The following is a 17360-nucleotide window of genomic DNA, read 5'->3' as shown; positions in this document are numbered from 1 at the left end:
TCAGGCCGGGGTCAGCGGCCAGCCAGGGGTCAGGGGCGGGGCCGGCGCATCCGGCCCCGCGTAGGAGGGCGGCCCGGTGAGCGCCCCCGCGGCCGTGCTCGTACGGCGCCCGGTGCCCGGCGGCGGAGCGGGCCTGGTCTCGCAGCTGCTGCTCGCCCTGATCTGCGGGGGGTACGCCACCGGGGCCGCCTTCGGCTGGGGCTCACCGCGGCTCGCGCTGATCATGGGCGACTTCGGTCTCGCCCTGGCCGCCCTGATCGCCGCCGTCTCCTGCTTCCTGTACGCCCGGGCGCGGGACAGCTGCTTCCGCCCCGCCTGGCTCCTTTTCGCCGTCTCCTCAGCCATGGCGGCCTGCGGGAACGCCGCCTGGGGCTGGTACGAAGTGGTGCTGGACCGCCCGGTCCCGGCACCGTCCTTGGCCGACTTCTTCTTCCTCTGCTTCGGACCGCCCGCCATCGTCGGCCTGCTCGTCCTGGCCAAACGCCCGGTCAACCGGGCCGGCTGGGTCTGTCTCGGCCTCGACGCCTGGCTCATCGGCGGCTCCCTGCTCACCCTCTCCTGGAGCCTCGCCCTCGCGCACACCGCCCAGTTCCAGGGCGAGAGCGTGGCCCACGCGGCGCTCTCCCTCGCGTATCCGCTGCTCGACATCGCGCTCGTCAGCATGGTGCTCGCGCTGCACTTCCGGCGCTCCAACGCCAACCGCACGGCGATCAACACCGCCATCGCAGCCCTCGCCATGACGGTGCTGTGCGACGCGCTCTTCACCTCACCGCTGCTGCGCGAGAACTACCGCTCGGGCCAGCTCCTCGACGCGGGCTGGTTCGCGGGCTCGCTGCTCCTCGCGTACGCACCCTGGGGCGCGCGCCGCGCGGGGCAATGGGGGGAGAGCGCTCCGCACAGTCGGGGCAGCCGCAGTCCGAGCCGCCCCATCGGCGGTTCGCTGGCCGCCCTGACGCCGTACCTCGCGGCCGCCGTCTGCACCCTCGGGATCCTCTACAACGTCACCGACGGCCGGCGGGTGGACCGCGTGGTGGTCTTCACCGGCTGCACCGTCGTGCTCGCCCTGGTCGTCCGCCAGGGCATCATGCTCCTCGACAACATCTCCCTCACCCAGGAACTGGCCCAGAAGGAGAACCACTTCCGCTCACTGGTGCAGGGATCGAGCGACGTCATCATGATCGCCGCGCCCACCGGCATACTGCGCTACGTCAGCCCCGCCGCCTCCGGGGTCTACGGCCGCGAGGCCGAGGAGCTCATCGGCTCCGAACTGGCCTCGCTCATCCACCCCGAAGACCTGGGCAGAGTTGTCCACGAGGTGCGCCGCTTCCTCGCGGCGCCGCCCGCCCAGGAGCCCACCACCCGCATCGAATGCCGCTTTAGATCCGGCACGGGGGACTGGCTCAACGTCGAGTCCACCGTCAACCGCCACCAGGGCGGCCTGATCTTCAACAGCCGGGACGTGACCGAACGGGTCCGCCTCCAGGCCCAGTTGCAGCACAACGCCGAACACGACCCGCTCACCGACCTGCCCAATCGCGCCCTGTTCACCGCCCGGGTCAAAGGCGCCCTCGGCGGGCGCCGGGCAGGCGACCCGGGCACGGCCGTCCTGTACATCGACCTGGACGGCTTTAAAGGGGTCAACGACCGCCTCGGCCACCAGGCCGGCGACGAGCTGCTGATCCAGGCGGCCCGCCGCCTCCAGGACTCCGTGCGCTACGGCGACACCGCGGCGAGGCTCGGCGGCGACGAGTTCGCCGCCCTCATCGTCGGCGAGGGCTCCCGCGACCAGGCCGCCCGCGAATGCCAGGTCCACGAGATCGCCGACCGGCTGCGGCTCACGCTTTCCCAGCCCTACCGGATCAGCGGCAACGAGGTGCGCGTCGCCGCGTCCATCGGCGTCGCCTTCGCCGACTCCGGAGTCACCCCCACCGACCTCATGCGCAACGCCGACCTCGCGATGTACCGCGCGAAGGCCGCAGGCAAGGACCGGGTCGAGCTGTACGCCCCCCAGATGCAGGCCGAAGTGGTCCGCAGTACGGAGCTCGCCACCCGGCTGCGCACCGCGCTGCACGACGGCGAGTTCGCGCTGCTCCACCAGCCCGTCGTCAGCCTCGCCACCGGGCAGATCGCCTCGGTCGCCGCCCAGGCCCGGTGGCGGTCCGCCCAGGGCATCCTCTTCACCCCCGCCGAGTTCCTGCGGGTGGGCGACAGCGCGGAGGCCCAGGAGGGCGGCCGCACCGCCGAGCTGGGCCGCTGGCTGCTGGAAGAGGCCGTCGAGCAGGCGGCGGAGCGCAACCGCGCCGGCCACGAAGTACCCGTCGCTGTGCGTCTCTCGGCCCGCCGGCTGGTGGACAGGTCCCTGCCGCTCGGCTCCATCGAGGCGCTGCTCACGCGGCACGGGCTCCCGTCGGGCTCCCTGATGATCGAGCTGGCCGACAGTGACCCTCGGATCTCCTTCGAAGAGCTGGAGCGCCGCCTGGTGGCGCTGCGCAGGCTCGGTGTGCGGATCGCGCTCGACGGTTTCGGCAGCGGTTACGCCGCGATCAACGCGCTGCGCCGGCTCCCCGTCGACGTACTCAAACTGGACCGCGGGCTGGTCGAGGGCGTCGTCGAGTCCGCCCGGCTGCACAAGATCACCAGTGGGCTGCTGCGGATCGCCTGCGATCTGGGGATGCAGTCCGTGGCGGACGGCGTGGACGTGCCCGAACAGGTCAGTGCCCTGCGCGCGATGGGGTGCACGCACGGGCAGGGGATGGCGTTCTCCGGACCTCTCGACGAGTACCGGCTGCGCCGAACCCTGGTTCGCGGCGAATTTCCGGTGCCCGGCGGGATCGCGCTGCCCGTCCTCGCGGGCGGACCGCCGGTATCCCTTCCCGTGCGTCAGGCGGGCGGGAACGGAAAAGAGTCGCTCACACGTACCCCAATGCGCTCAAATAGTGAGACGCCCGTCCCACCTGCTTGACAGGTGCCGTGCTCCGGAGGGAGGGTCAGTGTCATGCGCACCCGAATTCTCGTACTTGGAAAGCGCGTCGGCTGAAGCAGGGCACACCACCATGGCCCCGCAGACCGCACCCGACGCGCTCCCCTCGCCTGCCTCACGGCACGAGGGGTTTTTTGTTGCACAGGCACTCCCCAAAACCTCGCAAAACCCTCAGCTTCGAGAAGAGAATGCCGATGACCGAGCAGGCCTCCGGGGCCCACCATCCGACACCGCGACCCCGCAACGGCGGACACCACGCCGCCACCGTCGAGCACGTGACGGGCGCCCAGTCGCTCATCCGCTCTCTCGAGGAAGTGGGAGCCGACACGGTGTTCGGTATCCCCGGCGGAGCGATCCTGCCCGCGTACGACCCGCTGATGGACTCCTCGAAGGTCCGCCACGTCCTCGTCCGCCACGAGCAGGGCGCGGGTCACGCCGCCACGGGTTACGCCCAGGCCACCGGCAAGGTCGGCGTGTGCATGGCGACTTCGGGGCCCGGCGCCACCAACCTGGTCACGCCGATCGCCGACGCCCACATGGACTCCGTGCCCATGGTCGCGATCACCGGACAGGTCGCCTCCAAGGCGATCGGCACCGACGCCTTCCAGGAGGCGGACATCGTCGGCATCACCATGCCGATCACCAAGCACAACTTCCTGGTCACCAAGGCCGAGGACATCCCGCGCACCATCGCGGAGGCCTTCCACATCGCCTCCACCGGCCGCCCGGGCCCGGTTCTGGTCGACATCGCCAAGGACGCCCTCCAGGCGCAGACCACCTTCAGCTGGCCGCCCGGCCAGGACCTGCCCGGCTACCGCCCGGTCACCAAGCCGCACGCCAAGCAGATCCGTGAGGCCGCCAAGCTGATCACGGCCGCCAAGCGGCCCGTGCTGTACGTCGGCGGCGGCGTCATGAAGGCGAACGCCACAGCCGAGCTGAGGGTCCTCGCCGAGCTCACCGGCGCCCCCGTCACCACCACCCTGATGGCGCTGGGCTCCTTCCCCGACAGCCACCCGCTGCACGTGGGAATGCCGGGCATGCACGGTGCGGTCACAGCCGTCACCGCGCTGCAGAAGGCCGACCTGATCGTCGCCCTGGGAGCCCGCTTCGACGACCGCGTCACCGGCAAGCTGGACAGCTTCGCGCCGTACGCCAAGATCGTCCACGCGGACATCGACCCGGCCGAGATCGGCAAGAACCGCGCCGCGGACGTGCCGATCGTCGGTGACGCCCGCGAGGTCATCGCCGACCTGGTGCAGGCCGTCCAGGCCGAGCACACCGAGGGCAACACGGGCGACTACAGCGCCTGGTGGAAGGACCTGAGCCGCTGGCGCGACACGTACCCGCTGGGCTACGACCTGCCGGAGAACGGCCAGCTGTCCCCCCAGCAGGTCATCCAGCGCATCGGTGAACTCGCCCCGGAGGGCACCATCTACGCCGCGGGCGTCGGCCAGCACCAGATGTGGGCCTCGCACTTCATCCAGTACGAGCAGCCCGCGACCTGGCTGAACTCCGGTGGCGCCGGGACGATGGGGTACGCGGTCCCGGCCGCCATGGGCGCCAAGGCCGGCATGCCGGACCGTACGGTCTGGGCCATCGACGGCGACGGCTGCTTCCAGATGACCAACCAGGAACTGACCACCTGCGCGCTCAACAACATCCCGATCAAGGTCGCCATCATCAACAACGGCGCGCTCGGGATGGTCCGCCAGTGGCAGACCCTCTTCTACAACCAGCGCTACTCCAACACCGTGCTGCACAGCGGCCCCGGAGCAGACGGCAAGCAGCCGAGCTCGGGCACGCGCGTCCCGGACTTCGTCAAGCTGTCCGAGGCCATGGGCTGCTACGCGATCCGCTGTGAGGACCCGGCCGACCTCGACAAGGTCATCGCCGAGGCCAACTCCATCAACGACCGCCCGGTCGTGGTCGACTTCATCGTCCACGAGGACGCCATGGTGTACCCGATGGTCGCCGCCGGCACCTCCAACGACGAGGTCATGGCCGCCCGCGGGGTCCGCCCCGACTTCGGCGACAACGAAGACGACTGAGCAGACGAGAGAGAGACACCCATCCCATGTCCAAGCACACCCTCTCCGTCCTGGTCGAGAACAAGCCCGGTGTCCTCGCCCGGATCACGGCCCTGTTCTCCCGCCGCGGATTCAACATCGACTCCCTCGCGGTGGGCACCACCGAGCACCCCGAGATCTCGCGCATCACGATCGTGGTGAACGTGATCGAGGCGCTGCCGCTGGAGCAGGTCACGAAGCAGCTGAACAAGCTCGTCAACGTACTGAAGATCGTCGAACTCGAGCCCGGCGCCGCGATCCAGCGCGAGCTCGTCCTGGTGAAGGTGCGGGCCGACAACGAGACCCGCTCCCAGATCGTCGAGATCGTCCAGCTCTTCCGCGCCAAGACCGTCGACGTCTCCCCGGAGGCCGTCACGATCGAGGCGACCGGCGGCGCGGACAAGCTCGAAGCGATGCTCAAGATGCTGGAGCAGTTCGGCATCAAGGAACTCGTCCAGTCGGGGACGATCGCCATAGGGCGCGGGTCGCGGTCCATCACGGACCGCAGCCTGCGGGCGCTGGACCGCTCGGCCTGACCCGGCTGCGACGGCCTGACCCGGCTGCGACGGCCTGACCCCGCTGCGACAGCCTCACCTGGCTGTTCTGGCTGTTCGCGCGACGCGCCCGGCTGTTCGCATACCGAGACCCCACAACTCACTTTCCGCACCCCGCCGTACGGTGGGACGTACAACCCGCACACAAGGAGAAACCCAGTGGCCGAGCTGTTCTACGACGCCGACGCCGACCTGTCCATCATCCAGGGCCGCAAGGTCGCGGTTCTCGGCTACGGCAGCCAGGGCCACGCCCACGCGCTGTCGCTGCGCGACTCGGGTGTCGACGTCCGGGTCGGCCTGCACGAGGGCTCCAAGTCCAAGGCCAAGGCCGAGGAGCAGGGTCTGCGCGTCGTGACTCCGGCGGAGGCGTCCGCCGAGGCCGACGTCATCATGATCCTCGTCCCGGACCCGCTGCAGGCCCAGGTCTACGAGGAGTCCGTCAAGGACAACCTCAAGGCCGGCGACGCGCTGTTCTTCGGCCACGGCCTGAACATCCGCTACGGCTTCATCAAGGTCCCCGAGGGCGTCGACGTCTGCATGGTCGCCCCGAAGGGCCCCGGCCACCTCGTGCGCCGCCAGTACGAGGAGGGCCGCGGTGTTCCGTGCATCGCCGCCGTCGAGCAGGACGCGACGGGCAACGCGTTCGAGCTCACCCTGTCGTACGCCAAGGGCATCGGCGGCACCCGTGCGGGCGTCATCAAGACGACCTTCACCGAGGAGACCGAGACCGACCTGTTCGGCGAGCAGGCGGTGCTCTGCGGCGGTACGGCCGCCCTGGTCAAGGCCGGCTTCGAGACGCTGACCGAGGCCGGTTACCAGCCGGAGATCGCGTACTTCGAGTGCCTCCACGAGCTGAAGCTGATCGTGGACCTCATGTACGAGGGCGGCCTGGACAAGATGCGCTGGTCGGTCTCCGAGACCGCCGAGTGGGGCGACTACGTCACCGGCCCCCGCATCATCACCGACCAGACCAAGGCCGAGATGAAGAAGGTCCTGGCGGAGATTCAGGACGGCACCTTCGCCAAAGAGTGGATGGCGGAGTACCACGGCGGTCTGAAGAAGTACAACGAGTACAAGAAGGCCGACTCCGACCACCTGCTGGAGACCACGGGCAAGGAGCTCCGCAAGCTCATGAGCTGGGTCGACAACGACGAGGTGTAAGACCGGCCGGTCTAAGCCTCCGGTGTGAGGGGCCGCTGCGGTGCGTCGCGGCCCCTCACGCACACCTGGACAGAACGTCCAGCCACGGACGGGTGATCCTTCCGCTCAGGCGAAAGACCAGGGCGTTCGCGCCACTACACTCGACCACACATACACGCGTCAGGCCCACAGCGTCGTGCGTCTCACACGCGGCTAGCCCCTCCACCGCCTGCGGCCGTCGGGACGGCCGTCCGCAAAAGGACCAGTGAGGACTCACGTGAGCTCGAAACCTGTCGTACTCATCGCTGAAGAGCTGTCGCCGGCCACAGTCGACGCTCTGGGCCCGGACTTCGAAATCCGGCACTGCAACGGCGCCGACCGGGCAGAGCTGCTGCCGGCCATCGCCGACGCGGACGCGATTCTCGTCCGCTCCGCCACCAAGGTCGACGCCGAGGCCATCGCCGCCGCGAAGAAGCTGCGCGTCGTCGCCCGTGCCGGTGTCGGCCTCGACAACGTCGACGTCTCCGCCGCCACCAAGGCCGGCGTGATGGTCGTCAACGCGCCGACGTCCAACATCGTCACCGCCGCCGAGCTCGCCTGCGGCCTGCTCGTGGCCACCGCGCGCAACATCCCCCAGGCCAACACCGCCCTCAAGAACGGCGAGTGGAAGCGTTCCAAGTACACCGGCGTCGAGCTGAGCGAGAAGACGCTGGGCGTCGTCGGCCTCGGCCGCATCGGTGTCCTGGTCGCGCAGCGCATGTCGGCGTTCGGCATGAAGATCGTCGCGTACGACCCCTATGTGCAGCCCGCGCGGGCCGCGCAGATGGGCGTCAAGCTGCTCTCGCTCGACGAGCTGCTCGCGGTGTCCGACTTTATCACCGTGCACCTCCCCAAGACCCCCGAGACGCTCGGCCTGATCGGCGACGAGGCGCTCCACAAGGTCAAGCCCGAGGTCCGCATCGTCAACGCCGCGCGCGGCGGGATCGTCGACGAGGCGGCGCTGGCCTCCGCGCTCAAGGAAGGCCGCGTCGCGGGCGCCGGCCTGGACGTGTACGCGAAGGAGCCCTGCACGGACTCCCCGCTGTTCGAGTTCGACCAGGTCGTCGCGACGCCGCACCTGGGCGCGTCCACCGACGAGGCGCAGGAGAAGGCGGGCGTCGCGGTCGCCAAGTCCGTGCGCCTCGCGCTCGCCGGTGAGCTCGTACCCGACGCGGTCAACGTCCAGGGCGGTGTCATCGCCGAGGACGTACGCCCCGGTCTGCCGCTGGCCGAGAAGCTCGGCCGGATGTTCACCGCGCTCGCGGGCGAGGTCGCGGTCCGCCTCGACGTCGAGGTGTACGGCGAGATCACGCAGCACGACGTGAAGGTGCTCGAACTCTCCGCGCTCAAGGGCGTGTTCGAGGACGTCGTCGACGAGACCGTGTCCTACGTCAACGCCCCCCTCTTCGCGCAGGAGCGCGGCGTGGAGGTGCGCCTGACCACGAGCTCGGAGTCCCCGGACCACAAGAACGTCGTGACCGTACGCGGCACGCTCTCCGATGGCGAGGAGGTCTCGGTCTCCGGCACGCTGTCCGGCCCCAAGCACCTTCAGAAGATCGTCGGCGTCGGCGAGCACGACATCGACCTGACGCTGGCCGACCACATGGTCGTCCTGCGCTACCAGGACCGCCCGGGCGTCGTCGGCACGGTCGGCCGGATCCTCGGCGAGGCCGGTCTGAACATCGCGGGCATGCAGGTCTCCCGCGCGGACCAGGGCGGCGAGGCGCTGGTCGTCCTCTCGGTCGACGACACCGTCCCGCCGACGGTGCTCGCGGAGATCGCCGAGGAGATCGGCGCGGCCTCGGCCCGCTTCGTCAACCTCGCGGACTGACCGCCTTCTCTCACACCTGTGCCCGGCGCACGAGCGACGCTCGCGCACCGGGCACAGGTGTGTTCTGGCTGAGAAGCTGTTGTCCAACTCCCGCTGCGAGCGGCCGTGCCAGACGCCCCGAGCCCAGCGGGAGTTGGACAACAGCTTCTGAGGTACCGGCGAGGGTCCAGGGTCCGCGACTTCGTGAGCACCGGCTCCTGCGGAAACACCGGAATCCGGGCTGGGCGAGCAGCGGCGGTGTCGGTGGATGATGCGCAATCGGCGGTTCCTCCTCGGTAGAGTCGGTGACAGTGAGTGAGGTATCCATGGTCTTGCTGATCACCGGTTTTGCTGACTGTGGCGGGTCATGACGTTGTTGACGGTGGGGTTGTGCTGGCCGTCGGAGCGGGATCGGCCGTAGGCGGTCTCGCGCGGACGACTGCTCGGTCGCCTCGTGGCCCGAACATGTGAAGGATCTCCACGGCGCTCGTGCCCGCCGGACCGAACCAGTGCGGTTCGGTGGTGTCGAACTCGGCCACTTCTCCGGGGCCGAGGGTGGATTCGTGTTCTCCGAGAATGAGTCGCAGCTCGCCTGCGAGGACGTAGAGCCACTCGTAGCCGTCGTGGGTGACCAGCTTCGGCTCGCGGGCAGCCAGTACCTGCTTGAACACCTGCACCCTGCCTGGGTACTGCGTCAGGGGCACGAGGGTGTTGCCGTGCCCTTTGCGCAAGGGCGTGAGATGCACCCGAGGGTCACCGCTGGCTGGCGCGGCCACCAGTTGGTCGAGCGCGATGCGGTGCGCACGCGCGAGCGGGATGAGCAGCTCCAGGGTCGGGCGCCGTTTACCTGACTCGAGACGAGACAGCGTGCTCACCGAGAACCCGGTCGTAGCGGCAAGCGCCTCCAGCGTGAGTCGACGGTCCCGGCGCAGCGCGCGCAGCCGGGGCCCGATGCCGTCGAGTATCTGCTCCAGTTCCTTGTCCATGGAGTCCATTTTGCAGTCTTCGCAAATCTGCTGGGCGGTGGTCGTCGTCCGGCCCGAGCATGGCCGCACAGATGTTCCCGGACTTGAGAGGTAGGCCGTGACCGCGACGACTCACGATGTGCAGCCCGTTCTGAGCGCGCGTAGGCGCTGGACGGTGCTTGCCGTCTGCTGCCTGAGCATGTTCCTGGTGGGTCTGGACACCACCATCGTCAACGTTGGCCTGCCGGCCATCGGGCGCGGCCTGGATGCCGGGACTCGCGGGCTCGAATGGACCGTGGACGCCTACACCCTGGTCCTGGCCAGTCTCCTGATCTTTTCCGGTGCGCTGGCGGATCGCTTCGGACGCCGACGGGTGTTCCGGTTCGGGTTGGTCGTATTCGGCGCAGCCTCGCTGGTCTGCGCAATCGCCCCTTCGGTGGGCGCGCTCACCGCGGCCCGTGCGGTCCAGGGAATCGGCGCCTCGATGCTCAGTCCCGTGGCACTCGCGATCGTGGTGAACGCGATGCCCGACCCGAAGGAGCGAGCGCAGGCGATCGGGGTCTGGGCGTCGGTCTTCGGGCTCAGCATGGCCGTCGGCCCGGTCACGGGCGGCGCCCTCATCGCCGGCTTTGGCTGGCGGTCGGTGTTCTGGGTCAACGTGCCGGTTATCGTCGTCGCCCTGGTGCTCAGCTCGGTGTTCGTGCCGGAGTCCCGGGCGCAGCGGGCACAGCGGCTCGACCTGCCAGGTCAGGCCCTGCTGACAGCGGTCATCGGGGTCTCGGTCGGCGTCCTCATCGAGGGGCCGCGCATCGGTTGGACGTCGCTCGCGGCGCTTTCCGCGTACGCGTTCGCCTCCGTGGCGGCGGTCGGATTCGTGTGGGTCGAGTCCCGCCGACGCGAGCCGCTGATGGATCCACGACTCTTCCGCAGTCCGGTTTTCAGCGGTGCGGTCCTGGGCGCCGTGGCAGTCTTCGTCGCCCTGAACGTGACGCTGCTGCTCAACACCTTCTACCTGCAGCACACCCGGGGATGGACGCCACTGGCCGCCGGGATGGCGACCTTGCCCATGGCTGCCGGAGCGACCGTCTGCGCACCCCTGTCCGGCTGGCTGGTCGGTCGTGTCGGAGCCCGGCCGCCGCTTGTCCTGGCCGGGGGCTTCATGACAGCAGGCGGACTCTGCCTGGTCAGGCTCGACCAGCACACAAGCGTGCCACTGCTTCTGCTGGCCTACCTACTCATCGGCATCGGGTTCGGGTTCGCCAACGCTCCGATCACCAACACCGCAGTGAGCGGACTGCCTCCGACCCGTGCCGGCGTGGCCGGAGCGATCACGTCCACCGCACGCCAGTTCGGCTCTGCGGTCGGCATCGCCATCGCCGGCGGACTGGTCGCCGGTACAGACCCGGCGGGGCTGGCCCACGCATCCCGTCCGGGCTGGATCCTGGTCGCCATCTGCGGACTATTCCTGTTCCTCGTGGCCCACGCATCGCGGCTGCCACCACGTCGCTCGTGACCCGCCGCCACACACGGCGAACCCCCCGCCTGCCATCACGGTCAGCGACGTCACCCATCGCCGCGCGAGCCGCCTGAACCGGATCGCGGATTTGCTCATTCATCGTCGGTGGAGCGCCTTCATTGTCAGCGAAGTCGCGGATCCTGCACTCGCGGTCACAGGCGGGCCGCTTTCAGGGACATGTGGAGCAGGAGGCGGTCCTCGCCTTCGTGGAGGTCCAGGCCGGTGAGTTGTTCGACGCGGGACAGGCGGTAGTAGAGCGTCTGGCGGTGGATGTTCAGGGCGCTCGCCGTGCGGCCCGCCTGGCCGGCGCAGTCCAGGAACGCCTCGGCGGTGCGGGCGAGTTCGGCGTGCGCTGGTTCGAGGAGGGGGCGTACGGCGGGGTCGACCGGGTGGCCGGGGCCACTGTCCGGGAGTGCGGCCAGCAGGCGGTACGGGCCGATGCCGGACCACTCCGCGACCGGCCCGAGGTGGGGCCGGGCCAGGGCCGCGCGGGCCGCCGCCGAGGCTTCGCGCCAGGCCGCGGGCAGGTCGTCCAGGGTGGCGAGCGGGGTGCTGATGCCGGCCACCGGGCCCGGGGTGGTGAGCAGGGTCGCGGCTGCCTGGTGGGCGGGGGAGAGGTCCGCGTGGGTGCGTAGCCGGAGCAGGGCCGCGAGGCGGGGGCCGGCGGGGCCCGGCACCGCGAGGAGGGTGAGGGCGGCGGCGCCCGGGACCGTACGTACGCCTGGGGGCGGGGCCGGCCAGGGGGCCACGCACAGGACGGCGTACGGGCCACCGCCGCCCAGCGCCTCGCCCAGCGCGGCCAGGGCCGCGGCCCGGCGCTCGGCGGAGTCCGAGGTGAGCAGGGTGGCCAGGTGGGGGCCCAGGTCGGCGCGGGCGCGGGCCTCGTCGGCGAGGAGGGAACCGATGCGGGCGCAGACCCCCATGGCCGCGTCGACGGCGGGCGCCGGCCGGTCGTAGTCCCCGGCGAGCAGCCAGACGTAGCCGTGGACGGTGCCCCGGTGGCGCACCGGGAGGCAGAGCCTGCCGCGCAGTACGCCGGCGGCCGGATCGGCGGGGATGTGCACGGGGCCTTCGGCCTCGGTGATGCCGAACCGTTCGAACCACGCCCGCACCTCGGCCGTCGAGCGCCGGGTGAGGATCGAGCGGGTACGGACCGGGTCCAGGGTCGTCGCGTCGACATCGGTGTCGCTGTCCTGCGCGCCGTACGCGATCAGCCGGAAATCCCGGTCCTCCAGCGTCGCCGGGGCGCCAAGGAGTGCGGAGATCTCGTCGACCAGGTCCTGGTAGTCGCCTTTCACTCGCCCATTCTCGCACCCGCTCAGACATTTGTATGAGAGCCGGGACACGGATGCGTGACAGCTGTCGATGGTCCGGCACCGGGGTGATCCTTAGATTTCACGGTGGTTATCCGTGCCGTTCAGGTTGTTTCTCCTGGGTCGGCCCCCTTCGAGCCCTTTCCGTGGAGGTGCCCCGTGCTGGGTCCCGTGATCCTCGCCGCCTCGCGCAGCGACAAGATGCGCCGCTTCGTGTCGGCCGCCCCGGGCACCAAGCAGGTCGTCGGCCGGTTCATCGCCGGTGAGACGGTCGAGCAGGTCGTCCCGATCGTCCAGGACGCCGCCGGCAAGGGGCTGGAAGTCACCCTGGACGTGGTCGGCGAGGACATCACCACCCGCGAGCAGGCCTACGCCGCCCGTGACGCGTACCTGGACCTGATCCAGCACCTCAAGGGCCTCGGCCTGGGCGACCGCGCCGAGATGTCCGTCAAGCTGTCGATGTTCGGGCAGGCGCTGGACGGCGGGCACGAGCTCGCGCTCGCCAACGTCCGCCCCGTCGTCGAGGCCGCCGCCGAGATCGGCACCACGGTGACCCTCGACGCCGAGGACCACACCACCCTGGACTCGATGTTCGCCATCCACGAGGAGCTTCGGAAGGACTTCCCGCAGACCGGCTGCGTCACCCAGGCGTACCTCTTCCGCACCGAGGACGACGCCCGCAGGCTTGCCGCCGCCGGCAGCCGCGTGCGTATCGTGAAGGGGGCGTACAAGGAGCCCGCCCTGGTCGCGATCCAGGACAAGGGCGAGATCGACAGGGCGTACGTCCGCATCCTGAAGATCCTGATGGACGGTGACGGCTACCCGATGATCGGGTCCCACGACCCGCGCCTGATCGCCATCGCGCAGGATCTCGCCCGCCGGGCGGGGCGCAAACTGGACGAGTACGAGTTCCAGATGCTGTACGGGATCCGCAGCGAGGAGCACATCCGGCTCGCGGCCGAAGGTCACCGGATGCGTGTGTACACCGCGTACGGCACCGACTGGTACGGCTACTTCATGCGCCGCCTCGCCGAGAAGCCGGCCAACCTGCTCTTCTTCGTCCGCTCGATGATCACCAAGAACTAAGGAGTTACGGAAACCATGGACGCTGTGACCCAGGTCCCCGCCCCGGTCAACGAACCGGTGCACTCCTACGCCCCCGGTTCGCCGGAGCGTGCGCGCCTTACGGCCAAGCTGAAGGAGCTGGCGGAGAACCCCGTCGACCTTCCGATGACCATCAACGGCGAGAAGCGGATGGGCGGTGGCGAGCGCTTCGACGTCGTACAGCCGCACAACCACAAGGCTGTCCTCGGCACCGCCGCCCATGCCACCCGGCAGGACGCGCAGGACGCCGTCGACGCGGCGCTGGCCGCCGCTCCGGCGTGGCGCGCGATGTCGTTCGACGACCGCGCCGCGATCATCCTGCGCGCCGCCGAGCTGCTGTCCGGCCCGTGGCGCGAGACGCTCGCCGCCTCGACGATGCTCGGCCAGTCGAAGACCGCCCAGCAGGCCGAGATCGACACCCCGTGCGAACTCATCGACTTCTGGCGCTTCAACGTCAAGTACGCCCGTGACCTGCTCGCCGAGCAGCCGCCGGCGAACTCCCCGGGTGTGTGGAACCGGCTGGACCACCGCCCGTTGGAAGGTTTCGTCTACGCGATCACGCCGTTCAACTTCACGGCCATCGCGGGCAACCTGCCGACCGCGCCGGCCCTGATGGGCAACGTCGTCGTGTGGAAGCCGTCCCCTACGCAGACCCACGCCGCCGTGCTGCTGATGCAGCTGCTGGAGGAGGCCGGGCTGCCCAAGGGCGTCATCAACCTGGTCACCGGCGACGGCATCGCCGTCTCCGAGGTGGCGCTGAACCACCGCGACCTGGCCGGGATCCACTTCACCGGCTCGACCCCGACCTTCCAGTACCTGTGGAAGACGGTCGGCGAGAACATCGCGAAGTACCGCACCTACCCGCGTCTGGTGGGCGAGACCGGCGGCAAGGACTTCGTCGTCGCGCACCCGAGCGCCGACCGCGCGATCCTCAAGACGGCGATGACCCGTGGCTCGTTCGAGTTCCAGGGGCAGAAGTGCTCCGCGTCCTCGCGTGCGTACGTCCCGGCGTCGATCTGGAACTCCGGCTTCAAGGAGGAGTTCGCGGCCGAGGTCGACTCGATCACCATGGGTGACGTCACCGACCTGTCGAACTTCATCGGCGCCGTCATCGACGAGCGCGCTTTCGCGAAGAACAAGGCCGCGATCGACCGCGCCGCCGCCGACCCGACGTGCACGATCGTCGCGGGCGGTTCGTACGACGACTCGGTGGGCTACTTCGTGCGCCCGACGGTCATCGCGTGCACGGACCCGGCGAACGAGGTCTTCACGACCGAGTACTTCGGCCCGATCCTCGCGGTGCACGTCTACGAGGACGAGAAGTACGACGCCATGCTGGAGCAGATGGAGTCCGCTTCCGACTACGCCCTGACCGGCGCCGTCATCTCCGGTGACCGCGCGGCGGCGGCGTACACGATGGACAAGCTGCGCTACGCCGCGGGCAACTTCTACATCAACGACAAGTCGACCGGCGCCGTCGTCGGCCAGCAGCCCTTCGGCGGCGGCCGCGCGTCCGGCACCAACGACAAGGCCGGCGCGCCGCAGAACCTCCAGAGGTGGACCCTGACCCGGGCCATCAAGGAGACCCTGGTCCCGCCGACCGACTACACGTACCCGCACCAGGGCTGACCGCCCGCGGGCCCCGCACCCGCCGGCGCCCGCCCCGAAACGCCGCCCCCGTCCCGGCCCCCCACGCCGACGGGGGCGGTTTCGTGTGCGGGTACGGGTGGGGGCGTGCGGGTGGGGTCAGATCTTGCGCCAGCGGGCCATCGCGAAGGAGAACAGGCCGAACAGCGCCAGCCCCAGGGCCACCAGCACCAGCAGCCACGGCCCCGCCGGGGTCTCGGTGAGGGAGCGCAGGGTGTCGTCGATGCCCTTGGCCTTGTCGGGTTCGTAGTCGACGGCCGCCTTGACCGCGAAGCCGCCGAGCACGGCGAAGACCACGCCGCGCGCGACGCCGCCGCCCACGCCCGTCACGTCGACGGCCTGCCGGGTCCGCCCGTTCAACTGGCCCATATTCAGGTGCTTGTGGTACTTGCGCATCACGGCCCGCGCCGCGATCCACAGGCCGACGCCCGCGATGACCAGGCCGCCGATGCCGACGATCCACTGCCCGGCGGGGAGTGCCATGGCCTTGGCCGTGACGTCCTCGGACTGGGCGTCGCTCGATCCGCTTCCGCTGCCCTGGGAACCGGCCGCGAACGACAGCACCGAGTAGGCGACGAAGCCGTAGAAGACGAAGCGCGCCAGGGACAGCAGACGCTTGCCCGTCTTGTCTCCGTCGGGGCCCGCCGCGCCGAAGACGGCCTCGGAGAGCCGCCACAGGGCCATGCCGGCCAGGCCGATGCCCAGGGCCCAGAGCAGCACCGCACCGAACGGCTGCTTGGACACCTCCGCGAGCGCGCCGCCACGGTCCGCCTGGCCGCCGCTGCCGAAGGCGATGCCCAGCGCCAGCGCGCCGATCAGCAGGTAGAGCACCCCGCGTGCGCCGAACCCCCAGCGCGCCGCGGCCTCCAGGGCCGAACTGTCCGACGCCTGCCGTGCCGTGCGCTTTCCGCGTTGGGTGAGTGCTCGTGTGTTCATACGTCCGCCTCCATAGTCCGCGTACGTGTGCCCCGAAGCGGCGGCGAAATACGTCCGGTGTCCGTCCGGTGTCCGTCCGGGGGGAGGCGGTCTTGTGCGATGGCAATGGGCATGTCAAATTCCTGTTTCGGTGGCACCAGGGACACCCCCAGGTAACCGGACTAAGGAGATTCCCCCATGAGACGCACCCCACGTGCGCACGCAGCGCTGTCCGCCCTCTTCGTGGTCGGCGCACTCGGCCTCGGCGCATCCCCCGCCGGCGCCGCGCCCACCCCCGCGCCCGACGCCACGGCGACGTACGCCCTGAACACCGCGCTGACCCAGCGGCTCGGCGACGACACCGCCGGAACCTACATCGACGACCGCACCGGCGGCCTCACGGTGACGGTCACGAGCGACCGTGCCGCCGATCAGGTCCGCGCGGCCGGGGCGACGCCCCAGCGGGTGAAGCGCAGCGCCGCGCGGCTGGACGCGGCGATGGCGGCGCTGGAGTCCGGGGCGAAGATCACCGGTACGTCATGGGGGATCGACCCCCGGACCAACCAGGTCTCCGTCGAGGCCGACCAGTCCGTGTCCAAGCGGGAGATGGCCCGGCTGAGGAAGGTCGCGGACGTGCAGGACGGCGCGGTGCGCGTCTCGCGCGTGCCGGGTACGTTCAAGCGCGAGGTGGCGGGCGGCGACGCCATCTACGGCGGCGGCTCGCGCTGCTCGGCCGCGTTCAACGTCTCGAAAGGCACCGCGCGTTACTTCGTCACCGCGGGCCACTGCACCAACATTTCCGCCAACTGGTCTGCCACCTCGGGTGGTTCGGTGATCGGCGTCCGGGAGGGCACCAGCTTCCCGACCAACGACTACGGCATCGTCCGCTACACCAACGGTTCCTCGCCCGCCGGAAACGTCAACCTCTACAACGGCAGCTACCAGGACATCTCTTCCGCCGCCGACGCCGTGGTTGGCCAGGCTCTGAAGAAGAGCGGGTCCACCACCAAGGTGACGAGCGGCTCCGTCACCGCCGTGAACGTCACCGTCAACTACGGCGACGGACCCGTCTACGGCATGGTCCGCACCACCGCCTGCTCGGCCGGCGGCGACAGTGGCGGCGCCCACTTCGCGGGCAGCGTCGCCCTGGGCATCCACTCGGGCAGCTCCGGCTGCACCGGCACCAACGGCTCGGCCATCCACCAGCCGGTGCGCGAAGCCCTCTCCGCGTACGGCGTGAACGTGTACTGATCACGCCCGCCGGACGGGCCGTAAAGCACGGGCCCGTCCGGCACCCGGGCTGGAAGAGTG

The 17360-nt window shown here is 70.0% G+C and carries 12 protein-coding genes; 9 read left to right on the top strand and 3 right to left on the bottom strand.

What is annotated here, in order from left to right; translation table 11 throughout:
- The first annotated feature begins 76 nt into the window (after nucleotides 1-76).
- The 5 genes from ACU6WZ_RS06420 (at nucleotide 77) to serA (ending at nucleotide 8610) form a co-directional block, all read left to right on the top strand.
- On the top strand, nucleotides 77-2962 hold the full coding sequence (locus ACU6WZ_RS06420) for a putative bifunctional diguanylate cyclase/phosphodiesterase (protein ID WP_447032154.1): 2886 nt from the start codon (nucleotides 77-79) through the stop codon (nucleotides 2960-2962).
- A gap of 206 nt (nucleotides 2963-3168) precedes the next feature.
- On the top strand, nucleotides 3169-5028 hold the full coding sequence (locus ACU6WZ_RS06415) for an acetolactate synthase large subunit (protein ID WP_447032153.1): 1860 nt from the start codon (nucleotides 3169-3171) through the stop codon (nucleotides 5026-5028).
- A 26-nt stretch (nucleotides 5029-5054) separates the two neighbouring features.
- The gene (ilvN, locus tag ACU6WZ_RS06410; RefSeq protein WP_069933100.1) at nucleotides 5055-5582 is read left to right on the top strand and encodes an acetolactate synthase small subunit; all 528 of its coding nucleotides are present in this window, start codon (nucleotides 5055-5057) and stop codon (nucleotides 5580-5582) included.
- A gap of 177 nt (nucleotides 5583-5759) precedes the next feature.
- Nucleotides 5760-6761, top strand: coding sequence for a ketol-acid reductoisomerase (ilvC, locus tag ACU6WZ_RS06405; RefSeq protein ID WP_447032152.1), 1002 nt, complete (start codon nucleotides 5760-5762; stop codon nucleotides 6759-6761).
- A gap of 256 nt (nucleotides 6762-7017) precedes the next feature.
- Complete coding sequence (serA, locus tag ACU6WZ_RS06400; protein WP_447032151.1) at nucleotides 7018-8610, top strand: phosphoglycerate dehydrogenase; 1593 nt, start codon at nucleotides 7018-7020, stop codon at nucleotides 8608-8610.
- 344 nt (nucleotides 8611-8954) lie between these two features.
- Here serA and ACU6WZ_RS06395 read toward each other — a convergent pair whose 3' ends face one another.
- Nucleotides 8955-9584 (bottom strand): helix-turn-helix domain-containing protein, encoded by a 630-nt coding sequence (locus ACU6WZ_RS06395; RefSeq protein ID WP_447032150.1) that lies wholly within the window; start codon nucleotides 9582-9584, stop codon nucleotides 8955-8957.
- A gap of 88 nt (nucleotides 9585-9672) precedes the next feature.
- Between ACU6WZ_RS06395 and ACU6WZ_RS06390 the strand changes: the two genes are divergently transcribed.
- Complete coding sequence (locus ACU6WZ_RS06390; protein ID WP_447032149.1) at nucleotides 9673-11067, top strand: MFS transporter; 1395 nt, start codon at nucleotides 9673-9675, stop codon at nucleotides 11065-11067.
- A gap of 155 nt (nucleotides 11068-11222) precedes the next feature.
- Here the strand turns inward: ACU6WZ_RS06390 and ACU6WZ_RS06385 are convergent, their stop codons facing one another.
- A complete protein-coding gene (locus ACU6WZ_RS06385) occupies nucleotides 11223-12368 on the bottom strand; it encodes a PucR family transcriptional regulator (protein WP_447032148.1) in 1146 nt (381 codons plus the stop codon).
- 174 nt (nucleotides 12369-12542) lie between these two features.
- On the opposite strand from ACU6WZ_RS06385, the gene ACU6WZ_RS06380 reads away from it, so the two are divergent.
- A complete protein-coding gene (locus ACU6WZ_RS06380; RefSeq protein WP_447032147.1) occupies nucleotides 12543-13469 on the top strand; it encodes a proline dehydrogenase family protein in 927 nt (308 codons plus the stop codon).
- A gap of 15 nt (nucleotides 13470-13484) precedes the next feature.
- Nucleotides 13485-15116: an L-glutamate gamma-semialdehyde dehydrogenase gene (gene pruA / locus ACU6WZ_RS06375; RefSeq protein WP_447032146.1), complete on the top strand. Its 1632-nt coding sequence runs from the start codon at nucleotides 13485-13487 to the stop codon at nucleotides 15114-15116.
- A 117-nt stretch (nucleotides 15117-15233) separates the two neighbouring features.
- Here pruA and ACU6WZ_RS06370 read toward each other — a convergent pair whose 3' ends face one another.
- On the bottom strand, nucleotides 15234-16070 hold the full coding sequence (locus ACU6WZ_RS06370; protein ID WP_447032145.1) for a DUF1206 domain-containing protein: 837 nt from the start codon (nucleotides 16068-16070) through the stop codon (nucleotides 15234-15236).
- A gap of 177 nt (nucleotides 16071-16247) precedes the next feature.
- Between ACU6WZ_RS06370 and ACU6WZ_RS06365 the strand changes: the two genes are divergently transcribed.
- Nucleotides 16248-17300 (top strand): S1 family peptidase, encoded by a 1053-nt coding sequence (locus tag ACU6WZ_RS06365; RefSeq protein ID WP_447032144.1) that lies wholly within the window; start codon nucleotides 16248-16250, stop codon nucleotides 17298-17300.
- Nucleotides 17301-17360: the final 60 nt, after the last annotated feature.

The sequence above is a fragment of the Streptomyces hypolithicus genome, assembly GCF_052934925.1.
This window is presented reverse-complemented; position numbering and strand designations above follow the sequence as displayed.